The sequence below is a fragment of the Paraburkholderia sp. HD33-4 genome, assembly GCF_021390635.1.
Classification (GTDB): domain Bacteria; phylum Pseudomonadota; class Gammaproteobacteria; order Burkholderiales; family Burkholderiaceae; genus Paraburkholderia.
Window position 1 is genome coordinate 1,580,292 of sequence record NZ_JAJEJS010000002.1, and the last position, 23,375, is coordinate 1,603,666.

Below are 23,375 nucleotides of genomic sequence, written 5' to 3' on the forward strand. Positions count from 1 at the left end.
AGGTCCGCGTCTCATTTGATAGCGGCGATCGACCCGGTAGGCGTCGAAGCCGAGCGAATAATCTTTTGGGCAAAGCATGAGCACATCACAGAAAGTCGTCGTCGTGACCGGCGCCTCGCAAGGCATAGGCGCCGAAGTCGTCAAGGCATTTCGCAGGCTCGACTATCGCATCGTCGCGACGGCACGCTCGATCAAGCCGTCGGACGACCCTAACATTCTGAGCGTCGCGGGAGATATTGGTGACCCGGCAACTGCTCAGCGCGTCATTTCCGAGGGCGTCGCACGATTCGGCCGGATCGACACGCTGGTCAACAACGCCGGCATTTACATCGGGAAGCCTTTCACCGAACACACTGCCGAAGACTTCGCCGCGGTGATGAACGTGAACATGGCGGGCTTCTACCACATCACCCAACTCGCCATCGCCGAAATGGAAAAGCATTCGAGCGGCCACGTGGTTAGCGTGACGTCCAGCACCGTCGATGCGGCGATCAGCGGTGTGTATTCGACACTGGCAGCCCTGACGAAGGGCGGTCTGAACGCTGCCACCAAGTCGCTGGCAATCGAGTATGCGAGGAAGGGTATTCGCGTGAATGCCGTCGCGCCGGGGATCATCAAGTCGCCGATGCACGCGCCGCAAACACATGAGACGTTGGGCGCGTTTCATCCGCTGGGGCGCATGGGCGAGATGAGCGATATCGCCGACGCGATTCTTTTCCTTGATTCCGCGCCGTTCATCACGGGAGAAATTCTGCACGTCGACGGCGGTCAGAGCGCTGGTCGCTAGTCTTGCGCGGGCACCGTAAGGCGGTGCCCTTTGTTATTCCGATAGCGAACACATGATCCGGTATCGCCGAGCGTCCTTTCACAGACCTTCGCTACTCGTTCCCATTTGTGGTCTCGAGCACTTTCATCACTTCCGCGGCGGTGTGTTCCGAATGTTCGCGCAGTAACCGGGCGAGGCATGCTCCATCGCGTCTGGATAGCGCGTCCAGTATTTCACTGTGTTCGCCGAGGGATTCGGCCCAGCGCAGCACATCAGCATTAGCCGCCCCTCTCGCGCGGTGAATCTTGCTCATCAACGATGCATACATGTCCGATAGCACCGGATTGCCGGCGACGTCGACGATGTGCTGATGCACTTTCTGGTTGGCGCGGTAGTAGGCCGTGCGCTTGCCGTCGCGGTGATATGTCTCCATGGTGCGATGGCGCTCCATCAGCACCTTCATCTGCTTGTCGTCGATACGCTGCGCAGCGAGTCGTCCGGCCGTTTCCTCCAGTCCATGCAGCACTTCAAAGATGGCGGCGATCTCGTCCTTGTTGATCGGCGCGACCTGAAAGCCCATGTGCTGCCGGTGGGTCACATAACCCTCGGTCACCAGCGTTTTGAGCGCCTCGCGCAAAGGCGTTCGGGAGATGTCAAAGCGCTCGCACAGCGCTTTCTCGTCGATACGGCCGCCGGGTGGCAATTCACCTTCGAGAATCATCTCGCGCAATTGCTCCGCGATCGCCGCGTACATACCCGTGCCGCGCAGGCTGACGCGCTTGCGTGTATCTGCCGGTAGTGACTTGAGGTCCATGTCGCCTGTTTCCGTTATTGCATCTTCCGTCGTTGCTTAATTGTCTTACAGGTTCGACCCGCTATCCACAAAAAATAAAACACTCAATAAAATCAATGAAATACAACGCTTGTAATTCATAATTAGGCATCATATACTGCGCTGGCGCATGCAGCGCACCGGTCCGGGAGCGGTCCCGGACGCGAACATGAAACCCGACAGCCATGATCAGGCGAACGGAGGAGACACAGATGCAAACCGTAAATGCGGCCGTGCAGGCCGAGGTCAGGACCGGCGTACGCTGGAAGATCTTTCTCATCATGTTGATGCTGATTTCGATCAACTACGTGGACCGGGCCTCGCTGTCCGTCGCGATGCCCCTTATCGCCAAGGAATTTCATATCGCCCCGGCCGTGCAGGGACTGATCCTCAGCTCGTTCTTCTGGACCTACGCACTCATGCAGATCCCGGGGGGCATGCTGGCTGATCGGTTCAAGCCGCGCATCGTGATCGCGTGCGCGACGTTGTTCTGGGGTTTCTTCCAGGGCATTGCCGCCGTCTGCACGAGCGCGACCGCGCTGATTTTCACCCGTCTGGGTCTGGGCGCCGCCGAAGCACCGATATACCCGGCCGGCGGCAAGCTCAACGCAATGTGGATGACGCGTCACGAACGCGGCCGCGGCGCGACGCTGCTCGACGGTGGCGCGCCGCTGGGGGCGGCACTCGGTGCGGTGATCATCTCCGGGTTGATCACCGAATTCGGATCGTGGCGCACCTCGTTCGTGGTGGCCGGTATCGGAACCATGCTTGCAGGCCTGTTTGCCTGGTACTACATCCGCAACAATCCGAGTGAGCATCCGGCCGTGAATCAGGCCGAAGCAGACTATCTCGAAGCGTCCCTGCAGGAAGAACACCTTGGCGAGCCGGTTCATGCCAGCGGCCGCAGCCTGGATTTTTTCCGGTATCGCTCGGTGTGGGGCATGTTCTTTGGCTGGATGTGCTTCAACTCGCTGTTTTACGGCTTGCTCACCTGGATGCCGAACTATCTGAACAAGGTTCACGGCTTCAACATCCAGCAGATGGGCGGCGCCAGTTTCGCGATCTTCTTCAGCGGCTTCGTGGGTGAACTGATCGGCGGATGGATCGCGGACAAGTGGAAGGCCGCGGGCGGTTCTCCCAACCGCGTGATGCGCACGCTGTTCGGAATCGCCGCCGTGGCGGCAACCGTGTCGATCTTCTCGGTCGCCTATGTCGGGAACCCGGCGACGGTGGTGGTGCTGCTGGCCTCCACGCTGTTCTTCCTGCGCTGGTGCGGTCTGTTCTGGGTCCTGCCTTCCATCCTCGGGACCCGCAACAAGGTCGGCTTTCTGGGCGGTTTCATGAACCTGGGCGGCAATATCGGCGGCGTTCTCGTGCCGATCATCGTCGGCCTGATCGTGCAGACCACCGGTTCCTATTTTCTGGCCCTGATGTTTTTCGCCGCCGCAGGCGTAGGACTTCTCGTCTGTTCGACGCTGATCGACTACGAACGCAAATTGCCCGTCTAAGCCGGACTTTCTTCACCCTTAACACTTGATTGCTGACTTCATCATGAGCAAACGCGTCATGCTCGGCATGCTTACACCGTCGTCCAACACCGCGCTCGAACCGATCACGAGCGCGATGGTGGCCCAGTTGCCCGGTGTTAGTGCCCATTTTTCCCGCTTCAGGGTCACCGAAATCTCGCTGTCCGACCAGGCGCTCGGGCAGTTCGACACAACCAACATCATTCAAGCCGCCAGGCTGCTGGCCGACGCCAAGGTCGACGTGATCGCATGGAACGGCACTTCATCCGGCTGGCTCGGCTTCGAAACCGACCGCCGCCTGTGCCGCGAAATCGAGGATGCGACCGGCATCCGCGCAACCACGTCGGTGCTGGCGCTCAACGAGATTCTGGACAAGACTGGCGTGAAGAAATTCGGTCTGGTCAGCCCGTACCTGAAGGATGTTCAGCAGAAGATCGTCGCCAATTACCGCGACAACGGCATCGACTGCTCTTCCGAAAACCACCTCGGCCTGAAGGTGAACTATCAGTTTTCCGAAGTGACCGAAGAGACGCTGCGCGCACAGATCCGCGAAGTCGCCGAGCACCGACCGGAGGCGATCGTCACCTTCTGCACCAACCTGCACGCCGCCCATCTGGCCTCGGAAGTGGAGCGGCATCATGGTGTGCCGCTCTACGACACGATCTCCACCGTGGTGTGGAAGTCGTTGAAGCTCGCTGGCTACGATACGACCCGGCTTGCGGGCTGGGGCCGCCTGTTCTCCGAAGTCGCGTGAGAGGACTGTCATGACAACCCTGTACGACCTGGTAATCCGTAACGCTGACGTGGTCACCGCGTCCGAGCGCTTCAATTGCGATATTGGCGTGAAGGACGGCATCGTCGTCGCGCTGGGCCGCGATCTCGACGCAGGCAGGCGCGAGATCGACGCCACCGGCCTGTTGGCGCTGCCTGGCGGTATCGACGCCCATTGCCATCTCGACCAACCGATGCCGGACGGGCTGAAGATGGCCGATGACTTCAACAGCGGCACCCGTGCCGCCGTGTGCGGCGGGACCACGACCGTGATCCCGTTCGCCGCGCAGGCAAAGGGGCAGTCGCTGAAGGCCGCGGTGGCCGACTACCATAGCCGCGCCGAAGGCCGCGCGGTAACCGACTACGCATTCCACCTGATCGTCTCCGATCCGACGCCCGAGGTGCTGGAACGCGAACTTCCTGAACTGATCGCCGCCGGCTATACGTCGTTCAAGATCTATATGACCTACGACGATCTCAAGCTCAGCGACCGCGAGATCCTCGAAGTGATGGATGTTGCGCGCCGCAACGAGGCGCTGGTCATGGTGCATGCCGAGAATTCGGACTGCATCGCGTGGCTGACCGACAGGCTCACCGAAACCGGTAAGCACGCGCCAAAGTACCACGCGCTCTCTCGCCCGGCGGTGGTCGAGCGGGAAGCGACGCATCGGGCGATTGCGTTTTCCGAACTGGTCGACGTGCCGATCCTGATCGTGCATGTGTCGGGTGAGGACGCGATCGAGCAGATCGAATGGGCGCAGCAGCGCGGCCTCAATATCTACGCCGAAACCTGCCCGCAATATCTTTACCTGACGGCCGAAGATCTTGGCCATGAGGACGAATATCACGGCGCCAAGTGCGTTTGCAGTCCGCCGCCACGCGACGCGTCCAGCCAGAAGGCTGTGTGGAGCGCACTAAAGCGTGGCGTGTTCAGCGTTTTCTCGTCCGACCACGCGCCGTTTTCATACGACGATCCGCAGGGCAAAAAGCCTGGCGGCAATGAGGTGTCGTTCGAGCACATCCCGAACGGCATCCCCGGCATCGAAACCCGGTTGGCGCTTCTGTTCGATGGTGTGAACCGCGGCAAGCTATCGCTGCACAAGTTCGTCGAACTGACGTCATTGAATCCCGCGAAGCTGTACGGCCTCTATCCGCGCAAGGGAACGATCGCGGTCGGCGCCGACGCCGACATCGTGCTTTGGGACCCACACAGGCAGATCATCATCGCGAACGACGCGCTGCATCACAACGTCGACTACACGCCATACGAGGGCCGCACCGTGCAGGGGTGGCCAAAGCATTGTCTGTCACGTGGCGAACTGCTGGTAGAGAGTGGCCGCTACCTTGATCCGGAGGCGGGCCGGGGCCGCTTTCTCGCCGCTGGCAAGCCGCAGTACGTCGACCTGTGACATTGGAGAGCAGCATGAAGATCCTGGTGATCAACCCCAACATCTCCGAGAGTGTCTCGGCTCTGATTCAGGCCGAGGCGCAACGCAGTGCTTCGCCTGACACCGAGATCGAGGTGGCGACCGCGCCGTTCGGCGTCGCCTACATCGAGACCCGGTTCGAAGCGCTGGTCGGCGGGTACGCGACCTCGTGCGTGGCGGCCGAACGCCATGGCACCTACGATGGTGTCGTGGTCGCGGCGTTCGGCGACCCGGGCCTGCAAGGCATCAAGGAACTCATCGACGTGCCGGTAGTGGGGCTGACCGAGTCCGCACTCGTCACCGCTGCAACGCTCGGGCAGCGCTTCTCGATCATCGCGATCTCGCCGCGAATCAAGGCGTGGTATCGCGAGACTGTCGAACGCAGTCATCTTGCGAGCCGGCTCGCCAGCATCCGCGCACTCGATGAGCCGTTGCGCGATATCGGCAGCGTGCAGCAGGACTACGCGGCGAGACTGAAGACGCTGTGCAATCAGGTTGTCGACGACGACGGCGCCGACGTCATCATCATCGCCGGCGCGCCGCTTGCGGGTCTCGCGCGTGAGATCCGTGACGAATTGCCGGTGCCGGTGGTCGATGGCGTGTCGAGTGCGATTACGCAGCTCGAGGGGCTTATCCGCCTGGGGCCGAAAAAGGCGACCAAGGGCAGTTTCGCCCAGCCGCCGGTCAAGCCGAATCGGGGCCTGCCCGAACCGCTCGAGCGATTGCTGAACAGTGGGCGCACGGGCTGATTCAGCTTTTCGGAGTGAGTCCCGGGGGCAGACTGTCGCCGTCGGTTTGGCGCGGCGTCAGCCAGCGCATCTCTCAGCCCGCGCCGGCCGCCTGCGACGGCTGTCGTATCACCTGCCCGCTGGTCGCCGCGTGACATGCCTCGATCATCGCGCGGAACGTTGGCGACGCATGCAGTTCGCCGCCCGCATCGAGTTCGACGCTGCCCTCCGGCGCGTCGCCGACGCCGACCACCAGCGTCGCGCGCGGCCGCCATTCGCGCGTGCGGCGCAGCATGTTGCGCAGATATGGCGGCGACTCGGGCGCGTCGAGCGACACGATGCAGATGATCGACGTGTCCTTGAAGCTCGGCTCGTCGGCGCGCGCGCTGCGATATCCGGAGTGCGTCGCCATCAGCGGCGCGAAGCCCTGACGGTTCAGCAGTTGCACGGCGATGGCCGTGGTCACTTCGTCGAACGCGCCGCGGCCAGGCACGCACAACACCGTCTCCTTGCCCGCTTCACCCGGCTGTTGCGAGCGCGTGAGCGGATCGCCGCCATAGCGCTCCGTGGCACCGGCGCCCGGCGGCGCCAGGTCCGGCGTCGCGGCGAGCAGCGCGTTTCCCGCGTGCGCCGGTTCGACTGGCGACAGCGCATCGCGCAGCCCTTCGGCGATTTCGAGGTTCTCGACGATATCGACGAGCGCGTCGTTGATCCGCTGCAACTGGTCGGGCATCAGCACGCCGCGCTGCGCGTCGTTGCGCGCGAGCCGCAGCCCTTCGAGCGCGACCTTGTCGTAATAGTCGATCAGCGACATCTCGCGCAGCAGCCGCTCGGCCTGCACGATCGCCTCGTGCGGATCGTCGGCGAGCAGGCGCTGATAGAAGTTCTGCGCGGGCGACAGCGCGGGCTGATCGCCGAGCAGCACGGTCAGGAAGTTCAGCCGGTCCGCGTAGCGCCCGAGCGTGACGACGCACAGCGTGAGCGGCGTCGACAGCACGAGGCCGATCGGCCCCCACAGCCAGCTCCAGAAAATCGCCGCGACCACCACCGCGAGCGGCGACAGGCCCGAGCGATGGCCGTACAGCAGCGGCTCGGCGATCTGCCCGGCGACCACGTCGACGACGATGAACAGAATCAGCGTGAGCACCGCCATCGTCCATTGCGGCTGGATCGCGGCCGCGAGAAACACCGCGAGGATCGCCGCGATCCAGATGCCGATGTACGGCACGAAGCGCAACAGCGCGGCGATCACGCCGAACAGCAGCGCCCCCGGCACGCCGATGATCGCCAGCCCGATCGCGATGATGCCGCCCGCGCTCAGATTCACGCCCAGCTGCGCGACGAAATAGCGTGACAGGCGTCCCGCGGCGTCGTTGATCGCGGTGGTCGTGCGGTGCAGGTCGCGCGAACCGAACAGGCTGATCAGCCGGTCGCGTAAATCCTCGCGCTGCAACAGGATGAAGATGGTCACGACGAGCACGATGAAGGTCGTCTCGATCGGCGCGATGGCCGGCGTCAGCGCGCGCTGCGCGAGTTGCACCGGCGTCGGCGCGGGCTCGTGCACCTCGACCTGTTGCGGCACCTGCGGCGCGTTGCGCGCCGCGCGGCCAGTCGGGCGGGGCGGGGCAGGACGGGGCGACGGCGCCATGCGCTGCAGCGCGCTGGCGGCACTGCTCATCAGCGAATCGGCGCGCCCGACGGTCTTTTCCTGCACCGTTTCGATCTTCTGCTCGATCGCTTCCTGGTACTGCGGCAGGGCGCCCGCAAGCTGCACGAGCTGCGCGCCGATCAGAGCGCCGACCGCGAGCAGCGAGGCGAGCGCGAACAGCACCGCGATGAAGATCGACGGCAACTGGCCCATATGCAGACGCCGCAGCATCTGCACGAGCGGCGCGAGCAGGAAGCTCAGCAGCACCGACAACGTGATCGGAATCAATACCTCCCGGCCGAAGTACAGCCCGCACACGACCACCACGCCGGTGATCAGCGACACGAGCCCATGCAAGCCCGGCGTGCCCGGCGGGTAAACGCGGTTCGGCCGTCCTTGCGGCGGCGGTAGCGATATTTTCATGTGAACGGAATTCCGGTTGGGCCGCGTAGACGACCGAGCGGAGCATAGGTCGTCAGCAAGACATATGCCCGAATTGTAGGCGCTTTGGTGCGAGGCGGGCTCACGAGTGGTACGCGCGGTAAGCCGCCAGATTTTGCCCGCCGGTCAGGCGAAATTGTTCCATAGTATTAGTGTCCTGTATCCACGGAACGGCGGAGGTTGAACAGGAAAGCGTGGCGAGTGAGAAGCCCAGGTCTTGGTTCTCGAGGAGTGTGAGTGTCGTCGACCCGGCGCGTTGGCGTGCACGTGGCACGAAGTCACATCCAGGTGGCACATCGAAGGAGAAAATGATGGGCAAGAACAAGTCAGATGGGAACTCGGACTCGCAACTGTCACCCGACGGGATCAATCGTCGCCGCTTGCTCGGATCCGCATCGCTCATCGCCGCGGCAGCGGCGCTGCCGCGATCCGCTGGCGCTGAGGTCTCACCCTCTGCCGCTACACCTGAGGACGGGTCCGTCTTGCCGAGGCCTGCGCCAGCTTTTCACGGCAAAATCGAACGCCTGGCCAAGGATTCGACACCCGACTTTCCTAAGGAATACGCCGCGCCCGCCGGTTCACCGAACGTTCTTTTGATCCTGACCGATGATGTCGGCTTTGGGGCGAGCAGCACTTTCGGCGGCCCGATCCAGACACCGAATTTCCAGCGGCTTGCGGACAGCGGCCTGCGCTACAACATGTTTCACACCACCGCGCTTTGCTCGCCCACGCGCGCGGCGCTGATCACCGGTCGCAATCACCATTCAGTCGCCAGCGGCGTCATTACCGAATTCGCGACCGGCTATCCTGGCTACGATTCGCTTGTTCCAAAGAGCGCCGGCTCGATTGGCGAAGTTCTCAAGGAGAACGGGTACAACACCTCATGGTTCGGCAAGATGCACAACGTGCCGGACTGGATGTCCAGTCAGGTTGGCCCATTCGACCTGTGGCCGAACGGACTGGGCTTCGAACACTTCTATGGATTCATCGGTGGCGACAGTGACCAATGGCATCCGGCGCTGTACGAAAACACCAAGCCGATCGAGCCTTATCTCGGCGATCCAACCTACATACTCGATCGTGATCTTGCCGACAAGGCGATTGCATGGATGCGGATGCAACATGCACTCGCGCCGACCAAGCCCTGGCTTCTTTACTACGCGACCGGCACCGCGCACGCCCCACACCATGCGCCGAAGGACTGGATCGCAAAATACAAGGGCCAGTTCGATCAGGGCTGGGACAAGGTGCGCGAGGAGACACTCGCCCGACAGATCAAGCTCGGCGTTGTCCCGCCCGATACGCAACTGACCAGAAGGCCGGAGCAGATACCTGCCTGGGATACGTTATCGGGTGATCAGAAGCGTCTCTACGCGCGGATGATGGAAGTCTATGCGGGCGCGTTGTCGCATGCCGATTACCACATTGGCCGTTTGCTCGACGCCGTCGAGGAAACGGGGCAGAAAGACGACACGCTGGTCATTTTCATCATGGGCGACAACGGAGCGAGTGCCGAGGGTACGCTGCAAGGCACAACCAATGAGGTCGGGACCGCCGCAAACAGCGTCCCGGAAAGCATCCCGTTTCTGCTTTCGATGATCGACGAACTCGGTGGCCCGAAGACCTATAACCACTACCCGGTCGGTTGGGCGCACGCCACCGATGCCCCCATGCAATGGACCAAACAGGTCGCGTCCCACTTCGGCGGCACTCGCAACGGCATGGTGATCTCGTGGCCAGCACGCATAAAGGACATGGGCGGTCTGCGCTCACAGTTCAGCCACGTGATCGACATTGCCCCCACGATCTATGAGGCGGCCAGAATTACGCCACCGGTCATGCTCGACGGCGTGAAGCAGAAGCCGATCGAAGGCGTGAGTCTGGTGTACACGTTCGACGCCGCCAAGGTGCCGACCCGGCATCCCGTGCAGTATTTCGAGCTGGTGGGCAACCGCGCGATCTACAAGGATGGCTGGATGGCAAGCACGACGCCGCTTCGCCTGCCTTGGGTGACGGTTGGCGCCGAGCCTAGTCCCGACGATTACAAGTGGGAACTCTACAATATCAACGCGGATTTCAGCCAGGCTAATGATCTTGCCAGCAAGTATCCCGAGAAGCTGAAGGAGCTTCAGGCCGCCTTTGACGTGGAGGCCAAAAAGTACAACGTCTATCCGCTCGACTCGAGTTTCGCGTCACGCGCTGATCCTGCGATTCGACCAAGTCTGACCCGGGGCCGTAGCGAGTTCACTTATTTTCCGGGCATGATCCGCATTCCGGAGGGATCGGCTCCGGACTTCAAGAACAAGTCCTGGACCGTGGCTGCCGAAGTGGTCGTCCCGGAAGGCGGTGCCAACGGGGTACTGGGAACGATAGGCGGCAGGTACGGCGGTTGGGCTCTGCTCATGCAGGATGGCAAGCCTGAATTCGCCTATGCGTTCTCGAACCAGCCGGAACATAAGTTCGTGGTGTCGTCCAATCGACCGCTGGCCCCGGGCCATCACATCATCCGGACCAAATTCGACTACGACGGCGGCGGCATCGGAAAAGGAGCCATGGCGACGCTGCTGGTGGACGAAAAGCCGGTTGGACAAGTCAAGATTTCAAGGACGGTGGGGGTGAGATTTTCCCTTGATGAGACCTTCGACGTCGGGGAGGATACGGGAACCCCCGTGATCGAGGATTACGCGGACAAGATGCCTTTCAGGTTCACAGGCGAACTCAAGCGATTCGTCGTGGTACTGCAACCGCAGAAGCTCAGCGAAGAGGAGCAAAAGGGTTTACGCGACGGTTTGGCGAAAGCCATGATGTCGGTCCAGTAGGGATCCTCAAAACGCAGCGTTCGAACGACACGGACGCCACGACGACGGACAGGACAGCCGGATACCATGAGTTCACAGAGCCAGCCTTCTAAAGGAATCCAATCCGCTCAGCGGGATCCGCTCGCCGAGATGGTCTTTGTCCCCGGCGGCGAATTTCGCATGGGCTCGGACCGGCACTACCCCGAGGAGGCGCCGGTGCACCGGGTCAGAGTCGATGGGTTCTGGATCGACCGTACGCCGGTGACGAACCGCCAGTTCCGCAGGTTCGTCGAGGCCACGAACTATGTGACCTTCGCCGAGATCGCGCCGAAGGCGGAGGACTATCCGGGCGCGCTTCCACACATGCTGCAGGCCGGGTCGCTCGTCTTCTCCCCTCCCACGGGGCCCGTCGACCTGCAGGATTGGACGCAATGGTGGCGCTTCAAATTCGGTGCTGACTGGCGAAGGCCCTACGGGCCGCGCAGTTCGATAAGCGGAAAGGACGACCATCCCGTGGTGCATATCGCCTGGTGCGACGTCGAGGCGTATGCGCACTGGGCTGGCAAGGAATTGCCGACCGAGGCCGAGTGGGAACTTGCGGCGCGTGGCGGCCTCGATGGCACGGAATACGCATGGGGCGACGAGTTCACGCCAGCCGGAAAGCAGATGGCCAATACATGGCAGGGCGCCTTTCCGCACCAGAATCTGATGCAGGACGGCTTCGAGCGCACTTCGCCGGTGAGGTCTTTCCCGCCGAACGGTTACGGCATCTACGACATGATCGGCAATGTGTGGGAATGGACCGCGGATTTCTGGTCGACCCGCCACACGGCCGACGCTCCCAAGGCGTGCTGCGTCCCTCAGAACCCGCGCGGCGGCGCGCAGGAACGCAGCTATGACCCTTGCCAGCCCGAGATCCGAATTCCCCGCAGAGTGCTGAAAGGCGGTTCGCACCTTTGCGCACCGAACTATTGCCGTCGCTACCGCCCAGCGGCACGGCATGCCGAAGCGATCGACACGTCGGCGAGCCATATCGGTTTTCGCTGCGTGGTGCGCGTTGACAGGGTTGAGGGTTAGCGCGCGGGTCCTTCGCCATCGGCTACGCCTCGGACATCGCAAACGTGGCCATCATCCGCTGCGGGTCGGCGGTGCGCCAGAGCACTTTATCCGTGGCAGCGTCAACTGCTGGTTCGTCGCATCTGAATGAAAGCTCCGGCATGACTTTCCATGCCTGGCGGCTGCGAGGCTTTGCATATTCGTGATTTCAGCGCAAAGAGAGAATGGATTAAAACGGCATAGGAAACCCACCGTTGTATTACCAGGTGGACGGATTGGCTAAAGCATTGCTGTCTGCGGTAATAATGAATTGTTATTCGTTTACAAATTTGATCGCCGGCCGGTTAGCCCGAAAATTGAAATTCACCATTGCGAATAATGCGTAACTATCAGCAAACAGCTTTCCTAAACTTGCTATTAAGTGGCACGGACTCGATCCCGTGCTGTCGGTGAACGGCATCACGTCGATACCATGCAATTTGAGCTTGATAAGCCTGATCGCGCGCCGCTCGAACTGATTCGGACATAGCGAGAAATCGTGGTCTAAAACGAAGTTCCGGTCACCCGGATATGCGTTAGGCGGGCGCAGATTATTTCAATGAATGAAGTCAGTGTCTCGTTGCAAGCCCTGAGCGGTGATCTGTGGTTTGCTTCACGTCTGGCACTGCAAATGGTCACTCGAGTCTGAACGCCGCTAGCCATGCGCATAACGACCGCCAGGGAAAATGCGAAAGGGTCGGTTGCGTCGACATACCATTCCAAACCAAGGAGTACGGGTCATGAACAAGGTAACCAGCACATTAATCGCGGCGGTCGCCGCACTCACGCTGTCGGGCGGCGCCCATGCGCAGAACAACACGCTGGCGACCCCGACCACGAAGTCGCCGGCCGCTGCAACGAGTGGCTACGGCACGCCTACCGTCACCAACACTGACAGCGGCTCCGGGTCGCGGGATTCGAGCCAGCCCACCGGCGCGAACAATAGCACGATGTCTCCCACTCCCATGCCCGCTTTCGGGGTTAACAACACACTGGCCACTCCGTCCGCAAAGTCGCCAGCAGGGCAATAAGAGCAGGCAAGGTTTGCAATCAGGCGCAAATGAGCGCACGGCGACAAGCGCTGCAATCTCGTACGGCGTCGTCATTGTGAGCCGTGTCACATAAAGGGGGACGGCTGCACGAGGGAAAGCGGTCTTTGGGTTCTCCCTGACCGCTTCCCGGCAGCGGCGAAACAAGCTGGTGTAACTGGCCGTTCATAGCGCGACGGAAGGCCGAATATCCCCCAACGTATTACAGCCAGGTCGTCACCCCACATGCACCCGCAGCATCTCCAGCAACTGCGAACTCACATATAGCAACAAGCCGATAAACCCGCCGACGATCGTCCCATTGATGCGGATGTACTGCAGATCCTTGCCGATATTTTCCTCGACCTGCCGCGACATTTCGTGAGCATCCCAGTTCTTCACGGTATCGCTGATATGGCGCGTCAGGAACTGCGCGAAGTCCGGCGCCATCGCGCGCGCCGCTTCCTCGAGATGATCGTTCAGCGATTGCCGCAGCGCCGGATCGCGCGCGAGTTCGCGGCCGACCCACGCGCCCATCGCGGCGACCCGCGCATGCAGTGCCGAATCGGTGCTTTGCAAATCGCGCTTGAGCCACGCGCGCAGCTCCCCCCACATGTCCTTCACGTAGCTGCTGAAAGCCTCGCCTTCGACCAGATAGCGCTTCAGCACTTCGCCTTGTTGCAGGAAAGCCGGATCGGTCTTCAGCCGCACGATCAGCTTGCGCACCGCCTCGTCGAACCTGTCGCGCAGCTCGTGCGTGGGGTTCTGCGCGATCTGTTCGAGCATGCGGTTCGCGGCGCTCGCGATCGCTTCGGCACCCTTGTCGCCGAGCCACGCCGACGGCAGGAACTTCTCCATCGTCGGGTATTCGCTCTTCACCCAATCGACGATGCGCGCGGCAATGAACTCGCGCGCCGGCGCCTCGCGCAGCACCGCGATCACCTGATCGATCGCGGTGTCGAGCAATTCCTGGTGCCGGCCGTCGCGCGTCAGCGTGTCGAGAATCGCGCCGAGCGATTGCGACAGATCGACCTTCGCGAGCACGTCGCGCAAGCCGTCCTTGATGAAGGTCTGGATGCGCGCGTCGTCGGCCACGTCGAGGATGCCGCCGGTGAGGCGCACCACGTAGTCGCCCAGACGCGCGGTATTGGCCGATTCGCTGAGCCACGCGGTGATGGTCTGCGCCGGATCATGCCGGCGGATCAGACCGACCAGCGACGGCACATCGAGAAACTTGTCCTGCACGAAGTGCGCGAGGTTGTCGGCGATCTTGTGCTTGTTGCGCGGGATGATCGCGGTGTGCGCGGACACCACCGGAATCGGCACGCGGCGAAACAGCGCCGCGACCGCGAACCAGTCGGCGAGCGCGCCGACCATCGCGGCCTCGGCGACGGCCTTGATGCCGTCGACCCATAGGCCGCGCGGCAGGAACGCGGTGACGACGAAAACGCAGGCGGCCGCGGCGAGCAGCATCAAGGGCGTGCGCTTGGCCTTCTTCAGTTCGGTGGTCTTGTCCATCGGGCGCGGTCGATCGTGTCGGGCGGCGGCTGAAAGGCGGCCGGGTTCAGCCGGTTCGGTTGCAATGATGCGGTACGGCCGGCGCGCGCGTCCAGCGTGGATACGCGCCGACGCAATACGCGCCGACGCAACGCGCCGACGCAATACGCGCCGACGCTTCGGCAAGGTAACATTCGCGGTTGGACTTCGCGTCGAGCCCAACGCAAGACGACGCAACGCAATCGCAATGGAGGCACAGTGATCAGGTTTCTGCACACCGCGGACTGGCAGATCGGCACGCAATTCGGTCAGTTCGAACCGGACGAGGCCGCGCATCTCACCCAGGCGCGCTTCGACACGGTGCGCCGCATCGCCGAGGAAGCGGCCGCGCGCAACGTCGACGCGGTGCTCGTCGCGGGCGACGTGTTCGATCTGCAGACGGTGTCGGACACCGTGATCCGGCGTTTGTTCGCCGCGCTGCAAGCGTTCTCCGGAGCGTGGATCATGCTGCCGGGCAACCACGACGCGGCGCTGGTCGAAAGCGTGTGGACTCGCGCGCGGCGGCTCGATTGCGTGCCCCCGAACGTGCGCCTCGTGCTCGAAAGCGGCGTCGTGCTGCTCGACTCGTGCCGCTGCGCGCTGTTGTGCGCGCCGCTCACGCAGCGCATCACCTACGACGACACCACCGCATGCTTCGATTCCATCGAGACACCCCCCGGCTATCACCGGGTGGGGCTCGCGCATGGCAGCGTCGGCGGCATTCTGCAAGAGGGCATCGATTCATCGAATCCGATCGCGCCGACGCGCGCCGCCAGCGCGCGGCTCGACTATCTGGCGCTCGGCGACTGGCACGGTCATCTGCGCGTCGACGAGCGCACGTGGTACGCAGGCACGCATGAGCAGGACCGCTTCCGCGCAAACGAGCCGGGTTTCGTGCTCGACGTCACCATCAGCGAGCCGGGCGCGTCGCCGCGGGTCGACGCGCTGCGAGTCGGGCAATACCGGTGGCATCGCTGGGACGAGACGATTTCGGTGCCGACCGACATCGACGCGTTGAAAACCCGCCTCGCCGAACTCGGCGCGAACGACGTGCTGCGCATCGAGGTCGACGGCACGGCGGCGCTCGCCGATGCCGAGGCGTTGCATGTCGCCGTCGAAGAGGCCCGCGCGCGCGTGCGCGCGTTGCGCGCCGATCTGAGCAGCCTGCAGGTGCTGCCCACCGCCGACGATCTCGCCGAACTCGGCGCGCAAAGCGGTTATCTCGCGAAGGTGGTCGCGCGCTTGCGCGGCTTGCAGGAAGACGCGCAGTCCGATCCGCAACAGGCGCGGCGCGCGGCGGAGGCGTTGCTGCTGCTGGCGCGTTTTCAGCGCGAGCAGCGCCAACGCGATTCACATGCGGCACCACCCGCGCAGCCGCGCGATCGGCAGCAATCTGAAGTGCCGCGCGAAGGAGCCTGCGCATGAAGCTGCAACGTATCGCGATTCAGGAATTCAGACAGTTCGGCGGGCAACTCGTGATCGACGATCTGCAGCCCGGTCTCAACCTGTTCGTCGGCCCGAACGAGGCCGGCAAGAGCACGATCGCCGAAGCGGTGCGCACGGTGTTCCTCGAACGCTACAAGGCCTCGCATCTGAAGGACCTGTTGCCTTGGGGGCTGGCGAGCGGACAGCCCTCGGTCGAGGTCAGCTTCGAGCTCGATGGGGTCGCGTGCCGTCTGTCGAAGCAGTTCGTGTCGCGTCAGCGCTGCGAGCTGAGGATCGGCCAGGCCGTGTACAGCGAGGACGAAGCCGAAGACAAGCTCGCCGCGCTGCTCGGCTTCGCGCGCGCGGCGCGCGGTCCGATGAAAGCCGAGAACGCCGGCGTGCCGGGTCTGTTGTGGGTGCAGCAAGGCGGCACCCAGGAGATGCGCGATTCGACCGGACACGCGGCGCAGTATCTGCGCGACGCGCTCACGCAACTGTCGGGCGGGCACGAAGCGGGCGGCGAGGATGCGCTGATCGCGGCCGTGCAGCGCGAACTGCGGCAACTGCTGACCGCGCGCACGCAGAAGTCGACCGGGCCGCTCGCCGAGGCGGAGCAGAAGCTCGCAGCGCTGATCGCGAGCCGCGACGAACTGCAACAGCAGCGCCAGCAGTTCGACGACAACATCGCGCGCCTCGCCACCCAACAGCAGGCCTTCGACGACGCCGAGCGCAGGCGTCCGTGGGAGCTTCACGAGCAGAAGGCCGCGCTCGCGCAGCAACGTGCCGCGGCGGTCGAGCAACTCGAACGCGGTCTCGAAGGGCTCGCGCAGTCGTTGAAGATCGGCGAGGCTCAACTCGCGTTGTCGGTGCAGCAGGAGCAGGGCGCGCTCGAACTGGAGGGGGCCATCGCGCGCGAACGCGAGCAGCTCGATGCGGCGCGCGCCGAAGTCGCGGCCGCGCAAACCGCGCATGCGCAGGCGCAAAGCCGGGTGACGCAGTTCGAGCAGGCAGCGGCCGAGGCGAACCGCGCGCTGGAACTCGCGAACGCGGCCGTGACCGCCGCCGACCTGCGCAGCCAGGTCGATTTCTACCGGGCGGAGAGCCAGCGGCTCGAAGCGTCGATCGGCGAGGCGGACAAAGCGAACGCGGCGGTGCTGCAAGCCGCGCGCGACGCCGCGGCGCTCGAACTCGACGACGCGCAGTTCAAGCGCCTCGTCGCGCTCGACGGCGAATTGACCGTGCTGCGCGCGCGGACCGAAGCGGCGATGACGCGCATCGAGTACAGCCTGAACGGCGAATTGAGCGTCGGCGAGCAGACGATCAGCGGCGCGGGCGTGCTGCGCGTCGACGAAGAAAAGCGCATCGGCCTCGGCGAACTCGGCGAGTTGCGCGTGATTCCGGGCGTATCCGATCTGTCCGCGCGGTTGTCGGAGCTGGCGTCGCTCGATGCACAGCACGCGCAGTTGCTGCGGGCGCTCGGCGTTGCGTCGGTGGGCGATGCGCAGGCGCGTCACGAGCAATGGAAAACGCTGGTCGCGCAACAGAAGAGCCACGCGGGGATTCTCAAGGTGCACGCGCCGCAAGGCATCGATGCGTTGCGGGCGGCGCTGGCATCGACGGCGGCGCGCTTGCAGTCGTCGAGCGAGCGCCTCGCCGGTCTGCCCGACGTGTCCGCGGCGCCGCCGCTCGACGACGCGCGCCGCAACGCCGACATCGCGCGCGATGCGTTGGAGGCCGCGCGCAAGGTGCTTGCGGAGGCGGCGGGCGCGCAATCGACGGGCGACGCGAAGGCCGATTCGCTGACGGCGCAACTGCAGCGCAAGGAAGCACAGCTGAACGACGAAGCGTTTCGGCGCAACCGCGCGCAGTGGCAGGCGCATATCGTCGAGCAGCGCGTGAAGGTCGATGCGCTGAACACCCAGCGCGGTGAGCGCGAGCGCGAACTCGACGCGGCCCGCCTCGACGATCCCGTGGCGGAGGCGAAGCGCTATCGTGCATCCGCGGAGCTCGCGCGCAACGAGCAGCACGAGCGTCAACTGCGGATCGCGCAGCTTCGCAGCCAGCTCGAAACGATGGGCGCATCCGGCCTCGGCGAACGGCTTGCCGCGCTCGAAGCGCAGGTCGAGCAGGCCACGCGTCGCAAGGACGAGCTGAGCCTGCGCGCGAGCGCGCTGAGTCTGCTCGACGAAGTGCTCGTCGACGAACGCGACGCCGTGCTCGCGCAACTGCGGGCTCCGTTGACCGAGCGGCTCGGCCACTACCTGAAACGGATTTTTCCGCAGTCGAGCCTCGCGCTCGGCGACGATCTGATCCCGGCGATGCTCGATCGCGACGGTCGCACCGAACTGCTGGACGCGCTGAGCTTCGGCACGCGCGAACAGCTCGGCATCCTGACGCGGCTCGCTTACGCGGATCTGCTGCAGGCTTCAGGCCGGCCGACTTTGCTGATGCTCGACGACGCCGCGGTACATACCGATGCCGCGCGCCGCGACGCGCTCAAACGCGTGTTGATCGACGCGGCGACGCGGCATCAGATCCTGGTGTTCACGTGTCATCCGGAGTTGTGGGACGACCTGGGCGTCAGGCAGCGGGCGGTGCAGGATCTGAAGGTGGCGTGAGCGGGGCGCGCTGGTACGGGTGAGGTCCGCTTACTCGTACCAGCGCGGCGTGTACACCCATTGCGCGCCTTCGTCGCCGCACGCGAACTTTCTTGTCAGCGACGACCCGACGATCACCATCGTGCGCATATCCACGTCGGCCGCGCGAAGCTCGCCGAGCGTCAGCGTGCGCAGCGTGCCACCGGGCCGGCCGATGTCGCGCCCCAGCACCACCTGGGTCGTCGGCGCGCGATACTCCCGAACGATGTCGAGCGCCTTGTCGAGTTGCCACGGACGCGCGCGCGAAATCGGGTTGTAGAAAGCCATCACGAGATCGGCTTGCGCCGCATGGCGCAGGCGGGTTTCGATGATCATCCACGGCTTCAGATTGTCCGACAGCGACAGCATGCAGAAGTCATGGCCGAGCGGCGCGCCGGCCTGCGCAGCGGTCGCGAGCGCGGCCGACACGCCCGGCACGATCGATAGTTCGACGGCCGCCCATGCATCGTTTTGCGACGCTTCGAGCGCTTCGAGCACAGCGGCCGCCATCGCGAACACGCCGGGGTCGCCCGAGGACACCATCACGACCGAGCGGCCTTCGCTCGCGAGCTCGAACGCGTGCCGCGCGCGCTGCATTTCCTCGCGATTGTCGGTGCCGTGCACGCGCTGATCCGCGCGCAGCGGGCCGGCCATTTTCACGTAGGTGTCGTAGCCGAGGATGTCGGTCGCTTCGTTCAGTGCGGTGCGCGCGGCCGGAACCATCAGCTCGGCGCAACCGGGGCCGAGGCCGATCACGGTCAGACGGCCGCGGGCACGGCCGAGCGTCGCAGGGTCGATGGCGAGCGGGGAGAGGGCGAGGGCGACGCGGGGCCGGGCGTCGTCGGTGGCGGCGTCGCGCAGTGTTTCGTGCGGCACGCGTAACGCGGCGCGCAGCAGTGCCGCGGCGCTCGATTCGCCGTGTTCGGCGCTGGCATCGGCGAAGCGTAGCGGCACGTCGAGAAGCGTTGCCGCTTTCGCGAGCGCCGGATCGGCCATGCTTGCCGCAGGCGCGAGCAAGGCTGCGAGCGAAAGCGGTGCGAGACCGTGCGTGGCTAGCGCTGCGCGCACGCGTGCGGCGATCATGTCGGCGGCATTGGCGTCAGCCTCGGCATCGACGTCAGTGCCGGCATCACCTACGACCACCGCCGCCACCACACTGCGCGGATGAATCACGAGCTCGTCTTCACGCCCATCCCACGCGCGCGGCGTCACGCGGATCGCGAGACGCGCCGACTCCGAGCGCGGCAGCTGCGCGTCGTCGAGCCACGGCGCGTCACCTTCGATGCGCGTGCTTTCCCCCGCGAGCAGGTCCGACACGAAGCGCTTGCCCTGACCGAGGTCGGCGAGCGCATAGCCATCGGGCGGATTGAGCACGCAGGTGCCGAAGCGCAGCTCACCGCTCGTCGTGATCGCGGGCTGCACGGCCAACGCGGCGGCGATGTCGCGCGCCATCACATTGACGCCGGCGAGGCCGCCGAGCAGCGGCACGACCGCGCTGCCGTCCTCGGCGACCGCGAGCACCGGCGGCTCCGCGCCTTTGCTCGACAGCAGCGGCGCGAGGCAGCGAATCACGATGCCGGCCGCGCACAGCGCGACGATCGGCGTGCCCCGCGCATACAGCTCGCGCAGATGCGCGCCGAGTTCGCTGTACGAGACGTCGGCCTCGACGCGGCCTTGCAGCGCATGGACCTGGCAGTCGGTAGCAACGCCCGCCGCGCCATGCGCGTCACGCGCGACGTACAGCGCCTGAATCCGACGCGCGGTCGCGAGCGCGCCCGCGCCGAGAATCACGATGGCGGGCGCGTTCATCCTTGCCATTTTTGCCCCGGCACGACCAGCAACGAGAAATACGGCGACGCCATCGGATCGACTTCGGCGAGCGGCACGATGCGCTGATTGCGCATCGTCGCGCGTTCGACGTACAGCGCGCGCTGCGCGAGTCCGAGCTCGTCGAGCACGCGCCGCACCTTGTCGAAATTGCGGCCCAGTTTCATGATGACCGCCGCGTCGGCATCGGCCAGACGGCGGCGCAATTCATCTTCGGGCAGCACGCCCGACAGCACCGACAAGCTCTGGTTGCGATACACGAGCGGCGCGCCGAGCACCGCCGTGCCGCCGAGCATCGAGCACACGCCGGGCACCACTTCGCTGTCGTAGCGCGCCGCGAGCCGGTCGTGCAGATACATGTACGAGCCGTAGAAGAACGGATCGCCTTCGCAGACGACCGCGACGTCGCGGCCCGCGTCGAGATGGGCCGCGACGATGTCGGCGGCGGTGTCGTAGAAGTCCGCGATGATCGCTTCGTACGACAGCGGCGGTTCGAGCGCTTCGGTCGTGACCGGATAGACGAGCGGTAGATGCTGCTGAGCGTCGTGCAGATGCGCCTCGATGATGCCGAACGCGTTGCCCTTCTTGCCCTTCGCGACGAAGTACGCGACCACCGGCGCTGCCTTCAGCAGACGCAGCGCCTTCAACGTAAGCAATTCCGGATCGCCGGGACCGACACCGATGCCGTACAGCCGTCCGCGACTCGTTAGCTGGCTGGCCATTTATTCGATCTCCGTCGCAAGCGCGTTGACCGCGGCGGCGGCCATCGCGCTGCCGCCGCGTCGGCCGTGCACGACCACGTAGGGCACGCCGCGGCTGTCTTGCGCGAGTGCCGCTTTCGATTCCGCCGCGCCGACGAAGCCGACCGGAAAGCCGAGGATCAGCGCGGGCTTCGGCGCGCCGGCGTCGAGCATGTCGAGCAGATGAAACAGCGCGGTCGGCGCATTGCCGATCACGACGACGCTGCCCGCCAGATGCGGGCGCCACAATTCGAGCGCGGCGGCCGAGCGCGTGTTGCCGATTTCGCGCGCGAGCGCGGGGACGTCCGGCTGAGTGAGCGTGCAGATCACTTCGTTGTTCGCGGCCAGCCGCGCGCGCGTGATGCCTTGCGCGACCATGCCCGCGTCGCACAGGATCGGCGCGCCTTGCGCGAGCGCGCGGCGGCCCGCGCTGCCGGCGCCGTCGGAAAACGCGAGGTCGTCGATCACGTCGACCATGCCGCACGCGTGGATCACGCGCACCGCGAGTTTTTCGAGGTCGGCGGGGATGCGCGCGAGGTCGGCCTCGGCGCGGATCGTCGCGAACGATTGGCGATAGATCTCCTGACCGTCGCGAATGTAATCAAGCATGTGGAGTACTCCGGGCGAGGCGCGCGAGCAGCGCGGCGGCCTCGTCGATCGTCAGTTGGGGCGCGACGCATTGGCCGAAGCCGGGGTGGCCGTCGCGTCGATAAAGGTCGTAAAGGCCGGACGCGGCGGCGAGCAGCGTGTAGGGCGCGCAATGCGCAGCCGCGCACGAGCGCGGGCAGCCCGTCAGATGCACGTCGACGCCGGCGGGCAGGCGCTCGGCGAGTCGCAGCGCGTCGGTCTTGGTGTCGGCGAGTCCCTTCGCGCAGCCGGCCGAACCGGCGCATGCGATCACGTGCGTGATGGCCTGCGCGGGATCGCAGGCGAGGCCGAGTGCGATCAGCTTCGCGAGCACGGTGGGCACGGCGGTCGTCGCGATGTCGGGCAGCAGCACGCTTTGCCATGGCGTTGCGTGCAGCATGCCGTTGCCGTGTTGTTGCGCGAGCGCGGCAAGGCCGTGCAGCGTGGCTGCGTCGAGACGGCCGAGCGGTGGTTGGCCGCCGACGTGCCACGTGCCGTCGCCACGCTGCGCGTGCGCACCGAGCCGCAGCGACGCGTCGGCGGGGACGTGGCGTTGCCAGTGGCTCAGCGAGGCGTCGCGCGCGAGCGGGAAATCAACGTAGCGTTGCGCGTGCCGCAGCAGCGTATCGGCGCGGTGCGTGGCGAGCAGGTCGCGCATGCGGGTCGTGTCGGCGGCGGCGAGGTCGAGGAACGTGCGCAGCAACGCGCGCACGAGCGCGGGCAAGCGCGATGGCGGCACGGCAGCGAGCGCGCCCGTGCCATTGGCATCGCGATGCTCGCCGGCGCTCGAGTGTTCACCGGCCAGACCCGGACACCCCGCGAGACCGAACACGAAGCGCACACCGTCTGCATCAGCCGACGCCGCGAACCACACGTCATGCGGATGATCGACTCGCGCGAGCCGTTCGCCGCCGTCGAGCAGCAGCGCGAATTTCGGTGACAACGCCGCGAAACGCGCATCGGATTGCAGCAGCGTGAGCAGTTCCGCGCACAGCGGCGTCGTGTCGATCAACGCGTATGGATCGCGGCCGGCGGCGGGGCTGATCATCACGTTGCGGACGTCGTCGGCGGAACTGAGCGCGGTGGCGTCGGTGGTGGCGGCGGGCGAAGCGGTAACCGAAAAAGAGGCAGATGCGTATGCGGAAGAAAGCGCGGCAGCCGGTCCAAGCGCCGCGGCGATCAGCGCGGCGCTCAATGCCGCTTCGTGTCCGCTGCGCACGCCGCGCAGTTGCAGATTCGCGCGATTGGTCAACTCGGCGACGCCGTTCGCGTGCCGCGTGCTCGCATCGGCGAGCGCGCGTGCCTGCGCCGCGCTCAGCACGCCGCCGGGCAGTTTGATGCGGCAGATGCCGCCGTCGCGCGCGGGGACGATGCGCAGCAACCCCGGACAAGCCGAGGACCGCGGTGTCGTGACCGCGTGGGACGAAACGGTGGGAGGCGAAGCTCGATTCAAAGGGGCACCGGGTTGAGCGTCGCGCGACGGCATGGCTGCGGCCTCGCTGCATGCTGCCCGATGAGGGCCGG

At 64.9% G+C, this 23,375-nt stretch carries 17 protein-coding genes; 10 read left to right on the top strand and 7 right to left on the bottom strand.

Annotation, left to right across the window (positions count from 1 at the left end; genetic code table 11):
- The first annotated feature begins 76 nt into the window (after positions 1–76).
- Positions 77–787, top strand: a complete 711-nt coding sequence (locus L0U84_RS27320) for an SDR family NAD(P)-dependent oxidoreductase (protein WP_233854557.1) — start codon at positions 77–79, stop codon at positions 785–787.
- A gap of 91 nt (positions 788–878) precedes the next feature.
- Here the strand turns inward: L0U84_RS27320 and L0U84_RS27325 are convergent, their stop codons facing one another.
- Positions 879–1,520 carry a GntR family transcriptional regulator gene (locus tag L0U84_RS27325; protein ID WP_233854559.1) on the bottom strand — a complete coding sequence of 214 codons (642 nt, stop codon included), beginning with the start codon at positions 1,518–1,520 and terminating at the stop codon, positions 879–881.
- Positions 1,521–1,810: 290 nt separating this feature from the next.
- Between L0U84_RS27325 and L0U84_RS27330 the strand changes: the two genes are divergently transcribed.
- Genes L0U84_RS27330 through L0U84_RS27345 form a run of 4 tightly spaced genes read left to right on the top strand, consistent with a single transcriptional unit; the run spans position 1,811 to position 6,071 of the window.
- On the top strand, positions 1,811–3,106 hold the full coding sequence (locus L0U84_RS27330; protein WP_233854569.1) for an MFS transporter: 1,296 nt from the start codon (positions 1,811–1,813) through the stop codon (positions 3,104–3,106).
- 43 nt (positions 3,107–3,149) lie between these two features.
- Positions 3,150–3,878 (top strand): maleate cis-trans isomerase family protein, encoded by a 729-nt coding sequence (locus L0U84_RS27335; protein WP_233854578.1) that lies wholly within the window; start codon positions 3,150–3,152, stop codon positions 3,876–3,878.
- A gap of 10 nt (positions 3,879–3,888) precedes the next feature.
- The gene (gene hydA / locus L0U84_RS27340; protein ID WP_233854580.1) at positions 3,889–5,304 is read left to right on the top strand and encodes a dihydropyrimidinase; all 1,416 of its coding nucleotides are present in this window, start codon (positions 3,889–3,891) and stop codon (positions 5,302–5,304) included.
- Positions 5,305–5,318: 14 nt separating this feature from the next.
- Positions 5,319–6,071, top strand: coding sequence for an aspartate/glutamate racemase family protein (locus L0U84_RS27345; RefSeq protein ID WP_233854582.1), 753 nt, complete (start codon positions 5,319–5,321; stop codon positions 6,069–6,071).
- Between the two features lie 73 nt (positions 6,072–6,144).
- Here L0U84_RS27345 and L0U84_RS27350 read toward each other — a convergent pair whose 3' ends face one another.
- Entirely contained in the window at positions 6,145–8,121 is a 1,977-nt protein-coding gene (locus tag L0U84_RS27350; RefSeq protein ID WP_233854584.1) for an AI-2E family transporter, read from the bottom strand.
- 329 nt (positions 8,122–8,450) lie between these two features.
- On the opposite strand from L0U84_RS27350, the gene L0U84_RS27355 reads away from it, so the two are divergent.
- The 3 genes from L0U84_RS27355 to L0U84_RS27365 all read left to right on the top strand — a co-directional run bounded on the left by L0U84_RS27355 (position 8,451) and on the right by L0U84_RS27365 (position 13,063).
- Complete coding sequence (locus L0U84_RS27355; RefSeq protein ID WP_233854586.1) at positions 8,451–10,958, top strand: arylsulfatase; 2,508 nt, start codon at positions 8,451–8,453, stop codon at positions 10,956–10,958.
- Positions 10,959–11,024: 66 nt separating this feature from the next.
- On the top strand, positions 11,025–12,014 hold the full coding sequence (locus L0U84_RS27360) for a formylglycine-generating enzyme family protein (protein WP_233854588.1): 990 nt from the start codon (positions 11,025–11,027) through the stop codon (positions 12,012–12,014).
- A 758-nt stretch (positions 12,015–12,772) separates the two neighbouring features.
- Positions 12,773–13,063: a hypothetical protein gene (locus L0U84_RS27365; protein WP_233854590.1), complete on the top strand. Its 291-nt coding sequence runs from the start codon at positions 12,773–12,775 to the stop codon at positions 13,061–13,063.
- Positions 13,064–13,297: 234 nt separating this feature from the next.
- On the opposite strand, the gene L0U84_RS27370 is transcribed toward L0U84_RS27365, so the two are convergent.
- Entirely contained in the window at positions 13,298–14,578 is a 1,281-nt protein-coding gene (locus tag L0U84_RS27370) for a DUF445 domain-containing protein (RefSeq protein WP_233854592.1), read from the bottom strand.
- A gap of 237 nt (positions 14,579–14,815) precedes the next feature.
- On the opposite strand from L0U84_RS27370, the gene L0U84_RS27375 reads away from it, so the two are divergent.
- Positions 14,816–16,021, top strand: coding sequence for a metallophosphoesterase family protein (locus tag L0U84_RS27375; RefSeq protein WP_233854594.1), 1,206 nt, complete (start codon positions 14,816–14,818; stop codon positions 16,019–16,021).
- Positions 16,018–18,639 (top strand): AAA family ATPase, encoded by a 2,622-nt coding sequence (locus L0U84_RS27380; RefSeq protein ID WP_233854596.1) that lies wholly within the window; start codon positions 16,018–16,020, stop codon positions 18,637–18,639. Before L0U84_RS27375 ends, L0U84_RS27380 begins: the two co-directional genes overlap by 4 nt.
- A 30-nt stretch (positions 18,640–18,669) precedes the next feature.
- Here the strand turns inward: L0U84_RS27380 and cobJ are convergent, their stop codons facing one another.
- Genes cobJ through cobG form a run of 4 tightly spaced genes read right to left on the bottom strand, consistent with a single transcriptional unit; the run spans position 18,670 to position 23,337 of the window.
- Positions 18,670–20,466, bottom strand: coding sequence for a precorrin-3B C(17)-methyltransferase (gene cobJ / locus L0U84_RS27385; protein ID WP_233856829.1), 1,797 nt, complete (start codon positions 20,464–20,466; stop codon positions 18,670–18,672).
- Positions 20,463–21,206 (bottom strand): precorrin-2 C(20)-methyltransferase, encoded by a 744-nt coding sequence (locus tag L0U84_RS27390; RefSeq protein ID WP_233854598.1) that lies wholly within the window; start codon positions 21,204–21,206, stop codon positions 20,463–20,465. Before L0U84_RS27390 ends, cobJ begins: the two co-directional genes overlap by 4 nt.
- Complete coding sequence (locus L0U84_RS27395; RefSeq protein ID WP_233854600.1) at positions 21,207–21,833, bottom strand: precorrin-8X methylmutase; 627 nt, start codon at positions 21,831–21,833, stop codon at positions 21,207–21,209.
- A complete protein-coding gene (gene cobG, locus L0U84_RS27400; protein ID WP_326491203.1) occupies positions 21,826–23,337 on the bottom strand; it encodes a precorrin-3B synthase in 1,512 nt (503 codons plus the stop codon). The genes L0U84_RS27395 and cobG overlap by 8 nt, the downstream gene beginning before the upstream one ends.
- Positions 23,338–23,375 lie beyond the last annotated feature (38 nt).